General features: G+C 38.2%; 15 protein-coding genes. 9 read left to right on the top strand and 6 right to left on the bottom strand.

Features of this window, described 5'->3' with window-relative positions; translation table 11 throughout:
* Positions 1-2 precede the first annotated feature (2 nt).
* A complete protein-coding gene (locus CC99x_RS00075) occupies positions 3-1,454 on the top strand; it encodes a TrkH family potassium uptake protein (RefSeq protein WP_057624418.1) in 1,452 nt (483 codons plus the stop codon).
* On the opposite strand, the gene CC99x_RS00070 is transcribed toward CC99x_RS00075, so the two are convergent.
* Positions 1,431-2,306 (bottom strand): phosphatase PAP2 family protein, encoded by an 876-nt coding sequence (locus tag CC99x_RS00070; RefSeq protein ID WP_057624417.1) that lies wholly within the window; start codon positions 2,304-2,306, stop codon positions 1,431-1,433. The genes CC99x_RS00075 and CC99x_RS00070 overlap by 24 nt on opposite strands.
* Before the next feature lie 344 nt (positions 2,307-2,650).
* Here CC99x_RS00070 and CC99x_RS00065 point away from each other — a divergent pair, with 344 nt between their 5' ends.
* From CC99x_RS00065 to CC99x_RS00055, 3 genes are all read left to right on the top strand, one after another.
* Positions 2,651-2,839: a bacteriocin gene (locus CC99x_RS00065; RefSeq protein ID WP_057624416.1), complete on the top strand. Its 189-nt coding sequence runs from the start codon at positions 2,651-2,653 to the stop codon at positions 2,837-2,839.
* 193 nt (positions 2,840-3,032) lie between these two features.
* Positions 3,033-4,007, top strand: a complete 975-nt coding sequence (locus tag CC99x_RS00060; RefSeq protein WP_057624415.1) for a HEAT repeat domain-containing protein — start codon at positions 3,033-3,035, stop codon at positions 4,005-4,007.
* 10 nt (positions 4,008-4,017) lie between these two features.
* Positions 4,018-5,127, top strand: a complete 1,110-nt coding sequence (locus CC99x_RS00055; protein ID WP_057624414.1) for an MvdC/MvdD family ATP grasp protein — start codon at positions 4,018-4,020, stop codon at positions 5,125-5,127.
* Positions 5,128-5,200: 73 nt separating this feature from the next.
* Here the strand turns inward: CC99x_RS00055 and CC99x_RS00050 are convergent, their stop codons facing one another.
* A complete protein-coding gene (locus tag CC99x_RS00050) occupies positions 5,201-6,412 on the bottom strand; it encodes a hypothetical protein (RefSeq protein WP_057624413.1) in 1,212 nt (403 codons plus the stop codon).
* 190 nt (positions 6,413-6,602) lie between these two features.
* Between CC99x_RS00050 and glyQ the strand changes: the two genes are divergently transcribed.
* From glyQ to CC99x_RS00025, 5 genes are all read left to right on the top strand, one after another.
* Entirely contained in the window at positions 6,603-7,508 is a 906-nt protein-coding gene (glyQ, locus tag CC99x_RS00045; RefSeq protein WP_057624412.1) for a glycine--tRNA ligase subunit alpha, read from the top strand.
* Between the two features lie 9 nt (positions 7,509-7,517).
* The gene (gene glyS / locus CC99x_RS00040; protein WP_057624411.1) at positions 7,518-9,596 is read left to right on the top strand and encodes a glycine--tRNA ligase subunit beta; all 2,079 of its coding nucleotides are present in this window, start codon (positions 7,518-7,520) and stop codon (positions 9,594-9,596) included.
* Between the two features lie 8 nt (positions 9,597-9,604).
* Complete coding sequence (gmhB, locus tag CC99x_RS00035) at positions 9,605-10,174, top strand: D-glycero-beta-D-manno-heptose 1,7-bisphosphate 7-phosphatase (protein ID WP_057624464.1); 570 nt, start codon at positions 9,605-9,607, stop codon at positions 10,172-10,174.
* Positions 10,149-11,585 carry a cryptochrome/photolyase family protein gene (locus tag CC99x_RS00030; protein ID WP_057624410.1) on the top strand — a complete coding sequence of 479 codons (1,437 nt, stop codon included), beginning with the start codon at positions 10,149-10,151 and terminating at the stop codon, positions 11,583-11,585. Before gmhB ends, CC99x_RS00030 begins: the two co-directional genes overlap by 26 nt.
* Positions 11,586-11,785: 200 nt before the next feature.
* Positions 11,786-12,451 (top strand): lysophospholipid acyltransferase family protein, encoded by a 666-nt coding sequence (locus CC99x_RS00025; RefSeq protein ID WP_200953442.1) that lies wholly within the window; start codon positions 11,786-11,788, stop codon positions 12,449-12,451.
* Here CC99x_RS00025 and gyrB read toward each other — a convergent pair.
* The 4 genes from gyrB to dnaA all read right to left on the bottom strand — a co-directional run.
* The gene (gyrB, locus tag CC99x_RS00020; protein WP_057624408.1) at positions 12,448-14,865 is read right to left on the bottom strand and encodes a DNA topoisomerase (ATP-hydrolyzing) subunit B; all 2,418 of its coding nucleotides are present in this window, start codon (positions 14,863-14,865) and stop codon (positions 12,448-12,450) included. The genes CC99x_RS00025 and gyrB overlap by 4 nt on opposite strands.
* Positions 14,866-15,574: 709 nt before the next feature.
* On the bottom strand, positions 15,575-16,672 hold the full coding sequence (gene recF / locus CC99x_RS00015; protein WP_057624406.1) for a DNA replication/repair protein RecF: 1,098 nt from the start codon (positions 16,670-16,672) through the stop codon (positions 15,575-15,577).
* A gap of 1 nt (position 16,673) precedes the next feature.
* On the bottom strand, positions 16,674-17,798 hold the full coding sequence (dnaN, locus tag CC99x_RS00010) for a DNA polymerase III subunit beta (RefSeq protein WP_057624405.1): 1,125 nt from the start codon (positions 17,796-17,798) through the stop codon (positions 16,674-16,676).
* A 14-nt stretch (positions 17,799-17,812) separates the two neighbouring features.
* Positions 17,813-19,195, bottom strand: a 1,383-nt coding sequence (dnaA, locus tag CC99x_RS00005; protein ID WP_305790512.1) for a chromosomal replication initiator protein DnaA, incomplete at its 5' end; no start/stop codon positions are given.

The following is a 19,195-nucleotide window of genomic DNA, read 5'->3' as shown; positions in this document are numbered from 1 at the left end:
TTATGCAATACAGTACTATTTTTCGAGTGCTTGGCCTTTTGCTCATCATACTCAGCTTAACGTTGATCCCTCCACTCTTAATTGAAATTTGGTTTAAAGATGGTACTTACTCTGCCTTTTATTTATCTTTTCTAACTACATTTATCCTCGGTCTCATCACCTGGTTCCCTTTTAGAAAAAAAATAAATGAACTGCGAACGCGAGATGGCTTCCTCGTTGTTGTATTATTTTGGGTTATGTTTTGCTTAGTAAGTGCCTTTCCTTTGTATTGGTCTCCTTATCCAGACATCTCTTTTGTGGATGCGCTCTTTGAATCCGTGTCAGGCATCACAACAACAGGCTCAACCGTTTTGGTGGGGCTTGATCATATGCCGCACTCCATTTTGTATTACCGCCAGCAATTACAATTTTTAGGCGGCATTGGCATTATCATCTTAGCGGTTGCGGTACTCCCCATGTTGGGGGTGGGTGGTATGCAGTTATTCAAAGCAGAGTTTACAGGGCCTTCCAAGGACAACAAATTAACGCCTCGAATTACGGAAACAGCCAAAGCAATCTGGCTTATTTATGTGTTCTTAAACCTTGTATGCATCCTCTGTTATTGGCTGGGAGGTATGGATCTATTTGATGCTGTTTGCTATGCCTTTGCCACCATAGCAACGGGTGGATTTGCGCCTCACGATGCCAGCATGGGCTTTTACCAAAGCCCCTTTTTAAAAATTATGGCAAGCCTCTTCATGTTTTTGGGTGCGGTGAGCTTCAATTTACATTATTGGGCCTTAGGTAAGCAAAAATTTGGGGTATATTCCCAAGATCCAGAATTATGGTTTTATATTAAATTTCTGCTCATTAGCTTTGGCATTATTTGCATAACTCATATGATGTTTGGAGAGCATCTAAAAACAAATAATCTCATCGTAGATACTATTTTTCAGCTTGTTTCTTTAGGCACAACAACAGGCTTTGTCTCCACAGATTTCTCTTTGTGGCCAAGCTTTATTCCCATACTGCTTTTATTTTGTGGCGTATTAGGCGGGTGCGCTGGTTCAACCAGTGGTGGTATAAAAGTGATACGCCTCTTACTTCTGCAAAAACAAGGTGCCCGAGAAATCAGACGTCTTGTTCATCCTCGTGGGCAATACGTGATAAAAGTGGGTGGCAAACCTGTCAACCCTCGTGTTATTGATGCTATTTGGGGCTTTTTGGCCATTTATATCACAACCTTTACTGTATTATTATTCTTCATGCTCTTAACCGAAAATGATTTTTATACTGCCTACACCTCTTTGTTAGGCACTATTTCAAATAGTGGTCCTGGCTTAGGTAAGGCAGCACAAAATTTTTCTTCTTTTTCTGATGCAAGCAAACTTATTTTAAGTATTGCGATGCTCATGGGTCGACTTGAAATTTTCACAATTATTGTATTATTTTCACCTAGTTTTTGGCGCAGCTAATCGATCCACTGACCATCGTTTGGCACTGATATGAAGCAGTGCTAAAATCTGGAGTTGCAAGAAGATCAAAGCGCTCACGGCATCTTGGGGCAGATATTCTTTTACGTGCATTACAGCGACTAAAGATAAAATACCTAATATCATATTGCTCACTCTGATTTTTAAAGAATAGGTCTCAGGCACTTTAAATATAAATAAAAGATAAGTGACAGAAAAGACACCCAGCACCTCACTCAATGAAATCACATAAGCGGCTGGCACCTTAAAATACAACGCCATCACCATGATAAAGGCGCCACCAAGATAAAATAGGCTGGCTGGCAGTTTGTTCATATATTCTTCAATATCTTCAATTGTGGCAAGAAACAACTTCGTTAATAATGCGCCTAGCAAACAACCGACTATTACATCACTAAAAAAATGCATTCCTAAATAGATTCTAGAAATGCATACAATAACAACATAGAAAATGGCAAATATTTTTAAGGCTGTGTTTTTATAATAATGAACAAAGAACAGTGCTAAGGATATTGCACCTTGCGCGCCCCCACTTGGCAAACCATATTGAGAATTTGTTTTAATCAACCCTAATAAAGGATCAAGCACCAAAGGTCTTGGCTGCATCAGCAAATATTTAAAAAAATGATTACTTGCAAAAACCAGTGCAAACAGCAAAAAACAACGCTTGCCTAATTTGGGGTTAAACAATGTAAAGGCAATTACACCCACCAACATATAATAGGGTCCCGTGTCTAAATGATTTAAAAAGATAAATAGGGGGTTTAAACATTCTGGTCGATACGCCAATACGACTCTAATCAGTGCAAGTTCATGCTCTATGTAACTAAACATGTAAATACCTTGGGAAAACAGGGAAAATGCATACAGACTAAAGCGAGATGATTGTTTGTGTCAAACTAAAATTTTAAAGTGATATTTGAGTGGTTTATGCTACAGAAAATATTTAAAGTAAAGCATTCATATTGAAAACTCATATAAGAGAATCTGCAAATATTCGATCTTAGTTTTATTTTAAGTCCTTTCATGATATCCTCGCAGCCCCCTTGAAAGAATTATACATAAACAAAAATAATATTAAAAACTAAGTTACAATATACTAGAGAATGGAGGCACTAAAAGTTTAATATAAATATTTGGAATTAGTTATGTAGTAAAGTAACAGAAGGAATAGTGATATGGAAAAGAATCAGCAAAATGAGTTACCAGAAATTAATGCTAAGCTTTGCGCAGACAAGAATAGAGTATTTGCGCGACAAATAAGCAAAAAATTAAGTGCTGAAGAACTCAAACAAGTTTCTGGTGGCGCATGGGAATGTGGTTGGACAGATAATAAAAAAGTAAAAGGTTGGGATTGCGGGCTTTAGATTAGGGGCTATCCCACTCATAAACTCTTAATTGATTAATGCATGATGCAATTCTATTCCCAATATCATCAATCAATGCATATTAATTGGATGTAGATTGCATCATCATTATTTTCAGATTCAGGTCAAAACATTCAGAGTAATGCTTTATATTCCTTTTTCAATATATCTCAAATAGGGAAGTTATTAAACTATGTGCTTATTTAACAAGTATAAATCAATTTTATCTTTTTTTTATATTATATTCTTTTACATACCGCATGCATATGCCATCAAAATAGATGAAACTTTTAATGCAAATTGGACAGGTATTGAGGTTGTTGACACTGATCATGAAACTGCAGAAAAAATAAGAAACCACATCAAATTGCCTATTGGTACCCCTGTAATATATAGCGAAGTAGAAAAATATAAATCATCATGCAAAAAATTTAATGAGAACTCAATTAATCTAAATTGCTCGTTTCTCCTTTATAGTGATGGCAGTGCGTATCTTAATGTTGAGGTTGTATCAAATAATAATGGGAATATTTATAGAGACATCCCAATTACCAAAAATAAAAATTTAAAAATCCCCAAAAAACTTGATTTATTTTATGAAGAATTTGATGAGAGACTGTCTTTTCTTATGACAAATAATATGGAAATTGATGAAAACTACCACAATTGCTATTTAGATTTTTCAGATCCAATATTACATGGAATTTCAAAAAAAATTGCACAACAATGCCAAATTTACAATGACCTGTTATTAAAGATTATTCGTTTTTCACATAATATTGAAGAAAGAAGGAAAGCAGCTATTTTATTATCCTGGTCATGTGATCCAAATAATCTATCTTACATAGTAAAATGGGGATTGTTATTTGATCCAGATGCAAAAGTAAGAAATAATTTGGCTCGCGCATATTCTTCAAGAATATCTTCGGAAAAAGATATCACTTCACTTGAAAGCTTAATCCCAATCTATTGCAACATGATGAGTTTTCCTACACATATGGATAGAAATAAAGCTCTATTTTCAATGAATGAAATTATAGATAAATATCCTGAGCTATCTGGTTCTATTCATCCCAAATGCATAAATAGAATTTCTCATATTGGCGAAATGAGCATTCTCGAAAATGTAAGAGATGAAGCAAAAGAAATTCTTAATAAGCTCAAGTAAGGTAACGAGCATGGTTAAAATCTTAATACTAACTAATGTAGAAGATGCTCACTCTAGAATTGTTTTCGATTGTTTAAAAAAGAAAGGTGCATCGCCAATAAGATGGTATCCTGAAGAATATATTATAAATCAGGATAGTAAAATCACTATTAGCAAAGAAGCTACAGTAAACATAAAAATCTCTTCACAGGATTCGATAGACATAGAGAATATTGATGTAGTTTGGAATAGGCGATTTCAATATCCAAACTTATCAAAGCTAGTGCATCCTGATGATTATGATTTTGTCAATCGCGAAAACCGAGCACATATGGACTCATTGCTGCTCCTATTAGAAGAAAAAGCAACATGGGTGAATCCACTGTCATCTTATCGAATATCTAACTCAAAACTCGTTCAATTACGAGAGGCTGCTCGTTTGAAAATGGAGATACCCAAGACTTTAATCACCAATCATAAAAAGGACATTATTGATTTCATTGATGAAAATAATGCGTTAGGTATTCGAACAATATATAAAACATTTTTACCACCATATTGGGAAGAAAGTAAAAATTATTACAATCTATATACTTCTGTTATTAATAAGGAAATCTTACCAAATGAATCTATAATGAGAATTACTCCTGGCATTTATCAACAAAACATTGATAAACAATATGAGATCAGAGTAACCTTTTTCGGGCAAGAGTATATTGCTATAAAAATAGATAATTCAGACGAGCAAGATTGGCGTATCCTATCAGGAACATCTCAGTTTAAAATAAACTTAACAATACTGCCACACGAGATTGAAAAAAAATGCATACAACTAATGCAAAAATTAGGAATCATCTTTGGTTGTTTTGATTTTATAGTAACACCAAAAGATGAATATGTATTTCTAGAGGTAAATGAGATGGGACAATTTTCATGGATTGAGGAAATGTTACCTAATGTGAAAATAGTAGATCGATTCTGTGATTTTTTAATTGATAGTGCACAATCTCAACTTAACCAGGAGAAAACTAAGTTTTCTTTACATGAAATTACAACTTCAGAAACATATAAACATTTATTGCAGAATGATAAAATACATCACGCAATAATCGAGACTACGTCGGCATCTAATATGAAATAGAGACTCTTAAAATCAGTATTTATTTTGTAGCAGCTCGTCGCACAGGAATATATGCGACGAGAGCAAGGATGATTTAAGCTTTTGTGGGTTTACTTCGGGTCGAAGAGTGACGCACAGGTGCATCAAGCACTTCTATGGGATGGGACTTTGTACCAAGAGATGTCGGATCATTTTCAGATTCAGATTTACACTTCTTAGTGAGTGCCCCCTTTCCAGCTTTGCTCTGCATAACAGTTCTATGATGTGCCTCTAAAACACAAAGCGCCTCGTCAAAATTAAGTCCCCTTTTTCTCGGATTTTCTTGCGTGGACGTCGCAACAGAGGTTGTACCCTCTACGCTAAGAGGAGACTTTGTATGCTCAACTGATTTATCCTTAAACTTCATGCCCATATATTTGGCTCTAAACGCGCGTGTTTTATCCGCCAACGAAAGAATCACAGGATCACAATAATTTTTGATGATTGCATCAAACTTCTTATCTATAGCGTCAGCAATCGATAAGCGATTATCCCACAACCATGCCGCACCTGCGCCACCAATAAAGACAATAGAAAGAGGAACCAAAACAGCCATTGTATAAACAATGGTATTCGCGAAGGCATTTAATACAAACATAGGAATAAATCCACCCGAAAAGCTATAGTTTAAAATACTACCCAGTGTTTGCATTGCATTTGCTGAAATTTCAAGCCCTGCGAAGAGTATCGGTCTAATAGCCCAACCAAGGGAGGCATAAAAAGCCAATGCACTGCCAATACCTAATGTAGTAGCAATAACTTTAGCAATATTTTCTTTCACACCTTTTATAAATTCTACAGGATTTCTTAACCCACCTAAAAATTCCAAAAAGCCAATCATTGCAAAATAAGTGCCTTGTATTAAGTCAGAAAGCCGTTGCAGCTGATTAGAAAAATGCTTTTCAATAAGATAGCCTGTCATGCTCATGAGAACAGTGAAGGTCGGATTCAGCATTAACAACCCGATCACGAATAAACTTGTAAACAGTTTATGATCTTTGCTCCATTTCTTTATCTTTAACCAAAGGTTGAATTGATCGGGCAAAAAGGAACTCAGTCCCACCAAGCCCATAGAAACCATGAGAAGCCCTAAATTTCCCCATTGGAAGAATATGAGGTGGTTATAGACAAGGTTAAATATAACGCTCTTTAAACCTAAAATGCTTGTACCTAAAGCAAAGAGCGCGATCCATAACTGTATAGAGCCTAATGAATGCTTAGGGGCTGTTTTTGACCTAAGCTGAACAGAACGAGAACCTGCAACCATAAATAACCTTTGTAATTCAAATACGCCGTTAAGCGACAAACGGATTAGTTAGAACGATGAGTTGCCGATTATATGTGTGTTAGAATTCCAAGTCAACTATCTGGGTGCAGTAGAATCAAATACACGACCTTAAGCATTTCCGTGTATAATGCGTTGTTTATCAACACCAACTATGTGACTTGCATCCATTATGCAAAGCAAAGCATCCCCTTATACTTTTTCGGAAATTATTCAAGGCTTTCACCAATTTTGGTCTGAGCAAGGTTGCGTTATACTGCAGCCGCTCGATTTAGAGGTGGGTGCCGGCACTTTTCACCCAGCCACTTTTTTAAAGGCAATTGGACCAGAGCCATGGAATTGTGCACACGTACAACCTTCACGTCGCCCTACAGATGGTCGATACGGGGACAACCCAAATCGAACCCAGCATTTTCACCAATACCAAGTGGTTCTAAAGCCTTCTCCGCCTAATATTCAAGAACTTTGTATCGAATCATTGAAAGCATTGGGTATCGACCCCAAAGAAAACGATATTCGTTTTGTAGAAGATAATTGGGAATCTCCTACTTTAGGCGCTTGGGGTTTAGGCTGGGAAGTTTGGTTAAATGGTATGGAAAGTATTCAATTCACCTATTTCCAACAAGCGGGTGGTCTTGAATGTCGACCTGTGATGGGTGAATTAGCTTATGGCCTAGAAAGATTAGCGATGCATATCCAAAATAAAGCCTCTATGTTTGATCTGGTGTGGGCGCGTACACCCCATGGTGATGTTACCTATAGAGACATCTTCCACCAAAATGAAGTAGAAATGTCTCAGTATAACTTTGAACTTGCAGATACAGATATGTTGTTCCAGCACTTTGACCATTATGAAAAAACATGCCTAAGCCTTATTGAAAAAAGCTTACCACTCCCTGCTTATGAAAGCGTTTTAAAAGCATCTCATACCTTTAATTTATTAGATGCAAGAAGTGCTATTGCCGTTACAGAAAGGCAACGATACATTCTAAGAGTCCGCACACTTGCCAGTGCCGTAGCCAAATGTTACTACGAAAAACGCGAATCACTTGGTTTTCCACTATTACACAAGAAATAGAGCATAATTATGAACGGGGAAAATACCTTATTAATCGAAATTGGCACTGAAGATTTACCACCCACTCACCTGGATCGGTTGGTAGCGGCTTTTCAAAATGAAGTTTTAAAAAGATTTAAAAACTTGAATCTCCCTTATGGCAAAACAGACTGTTTTGCATCGCCCAGACGCTTAGCGCTTAAAATCCAGCAAGTGCCCTCTAAACAGCCGGATTATATCGCACAAAAACGTGGTCCCTCTCTAAAGGCTGCCTATAAGGATGGCGTACCTACACCTGCGGCTATTGGCTTTGCCCAAAGCTGTAACACACCCATTCAGGCACTAAAAACCTTAGAGACGGAGCAAGGGGCATGGTTGCTCTTTGAGGAAAATATTCCTGGTCAACCACTAGAACAGATCTTACCTGCTATTATTGCAGAAAGTATTGAAAGCTTGCCTTATCCTAAAAAAATGCGTTGGGGCGATTCTTCTCTCCAGTTTATCCGCCCTATTCATTGGATCACATTGGTGCATGGTAACATCGCCATCGAAGCAGATATTCTAAATCTAAAAAGCAGCCAATATTCATACGGGCACCGCACCCATTTCCCAAACAAAATAAAAATTAATCATGCAGATAATTACTTAAATGTACTACGTGATGTCAAAGTGATTGTTGATTATCAAGAGCGTAAAAATATCATTATTGAAGCCTCTACTCAGATTGCTAAAAAGTTACAAGGTGCAGCAGTGATTGACGATACACTCCTTGACCAAGTAATAGGTCTTGTTGAGTGGCCTGTACCTATGGTCGCGGAATTTGATGCTGACTTTTTGAAAATTCCTAAAGAGGCGCTTATATCCTCTATGCAAAACCATCAAAAATGTTTTCCTATTGTATCCAATAATCGCTTATTACCTTATTTTATTCTTGTAAGTAACGTTGAAGCCGCTGATACAAAGAATATTGTGATGGGCAATCAACGCGTGATGCATGCACGCTTAGAAGATGCAAAATTCTTCTATGAACAAGACAGTAAATCTACCTTAGAATCAAGATTGGTGCGCTTAGACAAGATGATTTATCAGAAAGATCTAGGCACACTCTATCAGAAAACCTTGCGTGTAGCAGAATTAGCAATGTTTATTGCGACAAAAATTCAAGCCAATTCTAACTTTGCACAAAGAGCAGCACAATTGTACAAAGCAGATTTGGTAACCAACATGGTTTTTGAATTTCCAGAGCTACAAGGCATCATGGGTTCTTATTATGCAAGAAATGATCACGAAGCAGATGAAGTGGCCATTGCTATCAAAGAAGTTTATTTGCCAGCGCATGCCAAGGATATTTTACCCGCAACACAAACAGGCGTTTGCTTAGCATTAGCAGAACGCTTGGATACGCTAATCGGTATTTTTGGCGCAGGTCTCATTCCTTCTGGAGAAAAAGATCCCTATGCACTGAGACGGGCAGCAATGGGAATTTTGCGCATCATCATTGAGAAAAAATTAACACTAAACTTACAAGAATTACTGTTACAAGCCCAACAAGGCTTTAACGAAGGGATTGTCAGTAAAGACATCCTGCCTATCGTATACAAATTCTGTTTAGAACGATTTAAATCTTGGTATCAAGAGCAATCTGTTGCTCCACAAGTCATTGATGCGGTCTTAAGCACACAACCTGATTGTCCCTATGATATGAGCCAACGCACACTTGCGGTTAATCATTTCAAAACATTACCCGAGGCCCAAGCACTGGCTGCAGCAAACAAGCGCGTGAAAAATATCCTCCAAAAAAATGAGCAAAATCTTTCTTTGGATAATTTAGCAAATGTGCGTGATGATTTGTTAGCAGAAACAGCGGAAAAAGAGCTATTTTTGGCAATCAATGCACTAAAACAACAAACTGCACCGCTACTTCAAGCTGGGCAATATCAAGAAGCGCTCACACAGCTTGCTGCGCTTAAACAGCCTGTGGATAGGTTTTTTGATGAGGTTTTAGTAATGGTAGATAATGAGGCGCTGAAACAAAATCGCGTTCTATTACTTACGCAATTGTATGCCTTATTTATGCAAATTGCTGATATCTCAAAACTGGCCATATAATGCAAACCATATCGCTTGTCATTTTAGATCGTGATGGTGTCATTAATGAAGATTCTGATGCCTATATTAAATCACCTTCAGAATGGATACCTGTGCCCCATAGTCCTGAAGCCATTGCTTTATTAAATCGTTTCGGCATTAAAATTGCCGTTGCGACAAATCAATCAGGACTTGCAAGAGGTTTTTATTCTGAAGCAACTTTAGATCTCATACATTACACAATGCAAGAAACGCTTGCCAAAGTGAATGCTGCCATTGATAGTATCTTTTACTGTCCACATGGACCTGATGATGATTGCATTTGCCGAAAGCCCAAACCTGGTCTTTTAAAGCAAATTTCACAATTTTATCAATGCCAGCTCAAAGATATTCCTTTTGTGGGTGATTCTATGCGTGATTTAGAGGCAGCCGCCGCCGTTGGTTGTTTACCCGTGCTAGTAAAAACTGGCAAAGGCAATCACACCTGGGAAAAATACGCATCACAATTACCATCCAACACACTGGTGTTTGATAATTTAATGGCCTTTGCAAAGTACTATACAAGCAAATACGATGAAAAAAGCGCTCTACTGGTTTAGGCAAGATCTCCGCTTAACAGACAATGCTGCACTTTTACACGCCATCCAAGAAAATGATTCTGTCACGTTGCTCTATATCTATGATACAGATAAAAAAAATGCATGGACACCCGGAGAAGCAGCAAAATGGTTTTTATACGAGAGCCTTAAGTCACTTACTCACGATATCCAAAAACGAGGGGGACATCTCATCGTTCGAAAAGGATCTCCACAAAGCATATTAGATGAAATCATCAAAAAAAATGATATTTCCAGCATTTATTGGAATCGTTGCTATGATCCATTTTCCATCCATAGAGATACAAAAATCAAAGCCACATTACGTCAAAATGGTATTATTGTAAATACTTACAATAGCTCTTTGCTGATTGAACCTTCGCAGATTCATAATAGCACTGGCGGTTACTTCAAAGTTTATACGCCTTTTAAAAATAGAATTCTGCCGTTGCTTGAAAATATTATTCCCAACAAAAAAATATGCAAATTCCCAGAAAATTCCTGCAAAAATCAAAACATTGTTGAAGACTGGCATCATTGGAATCTTTGGCCACAACATTCTTGGACGCAAAAATTAGCGAAATATCACGCCCCTAGTGAAAAGATGGCTAAACATTTACTTAAAACATTCATAAACTCACAAATAGAATATTATGGAGAACAGCGTGATTTTCCTGCGCTTTCTTCTGTTTCAAAACTTTCACCTTATTTACATTTTGGTCAAATCAGCCCACACCAAATTGTATATGCTATCAATGAAAAAACGCTTTCTATTCAAAACCAAAAATCACGCCAGATATACTTATCACAAATCATTTGGCGAGAATTTTGTCATTATTTATTATTTCATTTTCCAGAACTGCCACACCACAATTTCAAAGAAAAATTCAATGCTTTTAAGTGGGATAAAGACTCAAAATCACTTAAAAAATGGCAAACAGGCTATACTGGCTATCCAATTGTAGACGCAGGGATGCGCGAACTCTGGGAAACAGGCATTATGCACAATCGTGTACGCATGATTGTTGCATCCTTCTTGACGAAAGATCTATTTCTGCATTGGACAGAAGGACAAAATTGGTTCTGGAACACACTTGTAGATGCCGATTTAGCAAATAATGCGGCTGGCTGGCAATGGGTATCAGGGAGTGGAGCTGATGCGCAGCCCTATTTCCGCATTTTTAACCCCATTACGCAAAGCGAAAAATTTGACAGTAACGGCACTTACATCCGCAGATGGGTACCAGAGCTTCAAGCCTTACCAGATAAGTTTATCCATGCACCGTGGAAAGCGGACATTCTTGAATTAAAGAAGCTAGGGATCACCTTAGGCAAAGACTATCCTTTCCCCATGGTAGAACACAGTACAGCAAGAGAAAAGGCCTTGTTATTGTATAAGGATTTAGGCGTTTAAGGTCTAACTATATGTTTGAGAAAAATCCTTCAAACAAGAATCCCAGGTAATTTTTATGTTTTATGATAAAAGTGGCTATTATGTTGCTTTGCAATTTTGACGAAAAGGCTCTAAGATGCAATCTTAAGTTTTTCTCCAGGCCACAATAAATACTACCTATGCACACCTTAGTAGCTTTTGTCCGTTCCTTGATATTCATTATGCTTCAAGCCATTGCAACCATTTTGTTTGGTGTAATTGCAATGCTCATTCTACCTTTACCTTATAAGTTTCGTTATAAAGTTATTACTCTGTGGTCTAAATTTGTTATATTGCTAGCAAAGTATATCTGTGGTATTGAATATCAAGTGAGAGGTTTAGAAAATTTGCTTCAAACCCCTGCTATTTTACTGTGCAACCATCAATCTGCTTGGGAAACGCTCTTCTTACAAACCATCTTGCCCTATCAATGCTGGGTTGTAAAAAAAGAACTTTTAAGCGTCCCCTTCTTTGGCTGGGGATTGTGGGCATTAGAACCCATTGCCATTGATCGGAAAAAATCTTCTTCTTTAAGACAATTGGTAGAACAAGGTAAGGCAAAATTAAAGGCAGGCAGATGGGTGGTACTATTTCCTGAAGGATCGCGTGTAGCCCCCGGCAAACTTGGGAAATTTTCTAAAAGCGGTGCCTTGCTTGCAAAAGAATCACAAATGCCGATTATTCCAATGGCACATAATGCGGGAAATTGCTGGCCAAGAAATGCTTTTATCAAAAAGGCTGGTATTATTAGGGTAAATATCGGTCCTGCTATTTACCCTAATACACTGACAACAGATGAGATACATCAACGAACAGAAAGCTGGATTAAAGAAAAGCTCCCACTCTAAATATCCAAATTGGCAACATAGAGAGCGTTCAACTCAATGAAGTCTCTTCTGGGTTCTACATTATCACCCATTAAAGTCGTGAAGATCTGATCGCAAGCAACAGCATCTTCCACATTCACCTTCAATAATCGCCTTGTTTGGGGATCCATGGTGGTTGTCCACAATTGCTCAGCATTCATCTCACCCAAGCCTTTATAGCGTTGAATTTGCTGACCTTGCTTGGCTTGTTCCATCAACCAGCTCAATGCTTCTTTAAAGGTAGTCACTACTTTCTGCTTGTTATTTCGAGTGATATAGGCATTTTCTTCTAAAATACCATTGATCTCTGCCCCCACAGAAGTCAGCAGTAAATAGTCTGGGAGCAAGAAAAACTCTGATTTAATGAGGCAACTACTCTCAATTCCATGTACTTTCATTAAAATTTCTAAGTGCAAAGTTTTTAATTCAACATCTTCTGCCACTTTAATTTCGTATAACTGTCCGGTTTGCTTTTCGCTTTCTAATTTGGCAGATAATGTCGTAACCCATTGCTGTAGTTTGGCCATATCCTTTAAGTGCTCAGATGTTAAAGCCGGCATTTGCATCATCATTTCTAGAATAATAGCAGGATAACGCGAAGATAAACGTTTTACGATCCGCATTGCCTTACTATATTCAGAGACCAAATGCTCAAGCGCAGTCCCTTGGATAGCGGGGGCAGCATCATTCACATGCAAACTTGCATCTTCCAAAGCAATGCGAAGCAAATAAGCCTCAAGCGCATCATCATCCTTCACATAGTTTTCTTGCTTGCCACGTTTTACTCTGTACAAAGGAGGTTGTGCAATATAAATGTGTCCTCGCTCAATCAGTTCTGGCATTTGTCTATAGAAGAAAGTGAGCAATAAGGTTCTAATATGTGAACCATCCACATCCGCGTCGGTCATGATGATAATATGATGATATCTAAGCTTATCGACATTAAATTCTTCTCGGCCAATACCGCAGCCCAAGGCTGTAATCAAGGTACCAACCTCTTGTGAAGAAATCATCTTATCAAAGCGTGCTTTTTCAACGTTCAGAATCTTACCTTTGAGCGGTAATATCGCTTGCGTCTTTCTATTACGTCCCTGCTTAGCAGATCCACCCGCAGAATCCCCCTCTACCAAGTATAATTCTGAAAAAGCAGGATCGCGCTCTTGGCAGTCCGCTAATTTACCCGGTAGCCCAGCAATATCTAAAGCACCTTTACGGCGCGTCATTTCTCTTGCCTTACGAGCAGCTTCTCTGGCTCTAGCAGCTTCAACAACCTTATTCGCAATGGCTTTAGCTTCTGCAGGATTCTCCATCAGAAAATCATTTAAAAACTCAGCTAAAGAAGACTCTACAGCGGCTTTCACTTCGGAAGAGACTAATTTATCTTTGGTCTGAGAAGAGAATTTTGGATCCGGCAATTTAACCGATAAAACAGAGGTTAATCCTTCGCGCGCATCATCTCCAACAGTACTCACTTTAGATTTTTTTAAATAGCCTTCATTTTCCATGTAATTATTTAATGTACGCGTCAGTGCGCTTCTAAAGCCTGATAAATGTGTTCCACCATCACGCTGTGGAATATTATTGGTAAAGCAATAAAAATTCTCTTGATAAGAATCATTCCATTGCAAAGCCGCCTCAACATGAACACTATCTTTTTGAACAGAAAAATAACAAACTTTTGAATGTACAGGTGTTTTATTTTTATTTAAATATTCTACAAAGGCTTTAATACCGCCCTCATAACAAAATTCATCTGTTTTGGCTGTTCTTTCATCCGTTAGCCTAATTCTCACACCTGAATTTAAAAAAGACAGTTCTCTTAAACGCTTGGCAAGTACATCATAATGAAATTCAATATTCTTAAAGGTATTCGCGCTGGGTTTAAAATTGATCTCTGTGCCAGTCGTATCTGTATCACCAATTTCCTTAAGCGCAAATTTAGGCTCGCCATGATGATATTCTTGATAATATACTTTCTGGCCTCGGCGGATGGTCATTCTCAGCTCTTCGGACAATGCATTTACCACCGAAACACCTACACCGTGCAAACCGCCGGACACTTTATAGGAGTTATCATCAAATTTACCACCCGCATGCAAGATGGTCATAATAACTTCAGCCGCAGAACGCTTTTCTTCTGGATGTATATCTACAGGTATACCGCGACCATTATCCCTAACGGAAATACGTTCGTCAGGATGAATGGTGACCTCAATAAGCGTGCAATGCCCCGCTAAAGCCTCATCTACCGAGTTATCAACGACCTCAAACACCATGTGGTGCAAGCCCGTGCCATCTTCAGTGTCACCGATATACATACCAGGACGTTTTCTAACCGCATCAAGGCCTTTTAAAACTTTAATATTTGATGAATCATATGTTGCTTCAGATGTCATTCATGGCTCCCCAAAGTTACATCTCATGCAGAGATCTTAAGTATCTAAACGTGTCTGGGATGTGGAAACAATTAATAGCCTATTTTACCATATTTCCCCCATATCTCACTGAAACGAATGATCTTTATGTAAAATTTAGCCTAAAAGTCTCTAAATCTGGTGCTTTAGCAACAATTACCCAAATAACTAAAATCACAATTTGTCTAAGAAGCATCATGAGCAAAAAGAAAGCTTATGTTTAGGTCAGCGTGGATAAAAAATGTTTCACGTGGAACACCTAATGGCTCTTACTGCTACCAGCGTTAACTCTTAGTCACATCTTCATTTGCTGAAGAATCAGTACTTCTTTTTTGTAGCAACGCATTACACGGGGATATATACAACAAGAAGCAAGGATAGCTGATAAAGCATAAAAATAAACTCTGATTATTCAGTTAAGCACCCTTGTTTAGAAGAGACAGCTTTGCCAACGAACAAGAAGATGAACCTAAGTCTAGCAAATAGCATTTGATCCACTTAATAACTTTGGCTGTTTCCAAGCTTTAAGTAAAAAATTTCTTTTGAATCATGCTATTAGATCGATTTTATCCCACAACGCTTGTGGATAACTATGTGAATAAGATGTTAGATATGAGAGCAGATATGTGAAATATTTTCGTGGATAAATGAATGGCTTCAAAAGTATTAGCTCTAGATCATGGGTGACAACTTACTTCACTAAGCTACGAATAGCAACACGACCATGTTTCACGTGAAACATCTCATGCGCCGCACCATCACATAACTCTGACCATATATCTTCTTCTACAGAAGTAATAAATACTTGATGCTCCCTCTCAAGCAGCCAATTTAAGATTAAACTCAGGTTGTATTTATCTAATTCAGAAGCAAGATCATCAATTAAAAAGATACTTTTGATTGATGATTGCCGAGATAAATAAACAGATTGCGCTAAGATTAAAGCACTTACAAATAATTTTTGCTGTCCTCTGGAAAGAATATGCTGGGCAGGAAAACCTTCTACAGTAAATTTAAGATCGGCTCGATGCGGTCCAACGCTTGTTGAGCGATAACGATAATCTTGCTCAAGTGCTTTCTGCAAAGCTTCACCATAGCCGCCATTGCCTTTGTGCGCCCACCCCGGTACATATTCATACTGAATGCAAAGATTGGGTAAAAAAATAGCTAAAATATCATAGAAAATCGGAATATATTCGTTTAAATAATGCTGACGCATCGTAGAGATGGCTTCGGCACTCAATACAAAGCCCTCATCAAGTGCTTTAATAATCTGAGGAGACGCCTGCTGTTTAAGGGCTGCATTACGTTGCTTTAAGCTTTTTTTGAAGCGCATGCTCAATCCCACAAAAGAATGTTCCACGTGGAACACCCCGAGATCAATGAAGCGTCTTCTTATTTCAGGGCCTGTAGTTAAGAGATCAAAGCTATCTGGTGTAATAATCTGAACCGGCATATTAGCAATAAAATCGCTTAGCTTAACCCCTATTTCACCTTTTGCTTGTAAAATTAAGGTTTCAGCAGTGCGCTTCTCCACCCCTAAAGGAAATAACTTATCTTTTTCTACAACCTCAGCATAACAAACCAATCTTGTTTTTTGGTGATTAATAACGGGTTGTAATTCGCGCGTTCGAAAAGATCGCCCCAGACTTAAAACATGAATAGCTTCAAGAAGGCTGGTCTTTCCACTGCCATTGGCGCCAACGATAATATTACAGGATGGATGTGGTTTAAAATTGATATCTTCTAAATTTCGAAAGCCTTCTGCACGCAAACGCTGCAAACGCATTTTAGATTCGCATGGGCATAACAACATACAAATGAGCGTCAGCAAAGCCCTCACCTTCTGCGCAAGAAAACAACGCGCTGCTGTTAGGATCAATGACGGTCATTGTAATGGTTTCAGTGTGCATAGCGGTTAAATAATCGAGCAAATAGCTAACATTAAAACCTATTTCGATATCATCTCCAGAAAAGCTTGCTTCCATTTCTTCAACGCCTTCATCTTTATCTGAATTAATGGTAATAAGCTTCAAAAGATTGTGCGAAAAATGTAAGCGAACACCCCTTTGCTTCTCAGACAATAAAGCGGACACACGGGTTAAAGCATTTTTGAAAAGCTCCCTGTTTAAAACAACAGTTTCTCCAGGCGCAGATGGCAGAATTGCTTTATAACTTGGGAATTTTCCATCAATTAATTTTGTAACAAAGCTATAACCTGTTGTGATGGTTCTTAAATGGTTTTTGCCAATTACAATACCAACCTCTTCTTCACCTTCAGCAAAGAGCCTCTGCATTTCAAGCACTGCTTTTTTAGGAATAATCACTTCTCGTGCTTCACTCATATTTAAGGCACAAGACGCTTTTAAGGTTGCTAATCGATGCCCATCTGTTGCGGTTACCCTAAGACCATCAGGCTCAAAACTTAAACAAATTCCATTTAAATAATAACGTGCTGTGTCTAAAGATTGAGATAAGGCAAAACCACAAGAAGATAATAATTGTCTTAATATGGATTGCGACAAAGAAATTTCTATATCCGCTGAACTTTGCTCAATTTGTGGGAAATCATCCGCTGGCAAGCAAGCCAAACTATAGCGACTTCTATCTGCTTTTAAGCTTAATTTATTATTTTGATAATTAAATTCAATTTGTGAATTCTCAGGAAGCGCTTTGCAAATATCAATTAATTTTTTTGCACCAACGGTTACTTCTCCCGCATCAGCATTTTCTGCAAGCGGGATCCGAGAGATCAATTCAACTTCTAAATCAGTACCCACTAAAGAAAGTAATTGGCTTTTAACGGTTATTAAAATATTAGATAAAATTGGCTTTTGCACAGGGCGTTTATCAACCGTACCTGCCACACGCTGCAAAGGTTTAAGCAGTGCTTCTCTGTGAATCAAAAACCGCATTACTTTCTACTTCCTCAGGTTGATAAAATTCTAAGCAGATTTGAACAATCTTCAGCCATATCTGCATCTGATTCACGTAAATTTTTAATGGTTTTGCAGGCATGTAACACAGTCGTATGATCTCGCCCACCAAAGGCATCACCAATTTCAGGTAAGCTGTGATTGGTTAGCTCTTTACATAAAGACATGGCAACTTGTCGTGGTCTTGCCACGGAGCGATTACGTCTTTTCGACAGTAAATCTGATACCTTTATTTTGTAGTATTCAGCGACTGTCCTCAAAATATTGTCGATCGATACAAGTTTATCTTGCACTGCCAAAACATCTTTCAGTGATTCTTGAGTAAAGGCAATATCAATCTGGCTACCCGTAAATTGCGCATTCGCAATAATGCGCTTTAATGCACCTTCTAGCTCACGTACGTTTGAACGTATGCGCTTTGCGATGAAAAATGCAACCTCATGCGGAAGTAGAATGTTAGATTGCTCTGCTTTGCTAATCAAAATAGCGACCCGTGTTTCCAGTTCTGGAGGCTCTACAGCAACCGTCAAACCAGAACCAAAACGAGATTTTAGGCGCTCTTCTATTCCATTGATTTCTTTAGGAAATCTATCAGAGGTCAAAATAATCTGCTGTTGGCCTTCTAATAAAGCATTAAAGGTGTGGAAAAACTCTTCTTGAGAGCGCTCTTTTCCAGCAAAGAATTGAATATCATCGATTAATAAGGCATCTACTGAACGATAAAAACGTTTAAACTCATTAATCGTATTGCTCTGCAATGCCTTTACCATATCTGCAACAAAACGCTCAGAATGTAGATAAATAACTTTCCCGTTTTTCTTCTTGGCTAAAATGGCATTACCAATTGCATGCATAAGGTGGGTTTTTCCCAATCCTACGCCCCCGTAAAGAAACAATGGGTTATAAGCCCCTCCTGGATTCTCAGCAACTTGCTTTGCAGCAGCCTCAGCCAATTGGTTGGACTTACCCACAACAAAATTTTCAAAGACATAATTGGGATTCAAATTACTTTGATGCGATACCGCTGCTGGCGCGGCTGGCTGATGAGCAACCTCAACCTTTGCAATTTCTTCTGCACTACTAGAAGCAGCCTCTTCTACGGCACTGGGTGCAGCGCTAACAGCACTATGTTGTCTTTCCCCAATACCTACCATGACTCTTGGGGCTTTGCCCTGAGTCAGCTCACCTAAAAGCTGCGTAATCCGTGCCAAATACTCTTGCAGGACACCATCTAAAACGTATTGATTGGGCGCCCACAAGGTTAACCCCAAACCAGACTCTTCTGCTTGTAAGGGGCTGATCCATTGATTAAAGGAAGATTGCGCTATCTCCTCTTTTAATCGCTGCACACACTGTTGCCAAAGTGAAATTGACAC

This window comes from Candidatus Berkiella cookevillensis (assembly GCF_001431315.2).
In the GTDB taxonomy this organism is placed as follows: Bacteria; Pseudomonadota; Gammaproteobacteria; order Berkiellales; family Berkiellaceae; genus Berkiella_A; species Berkiella_A cookevillensis.
The sequence above is the reverse complement of the archived record's forward strand: the minus strand, read 5'-3'. Positions and strand labels throughout refer to the sequence as shown.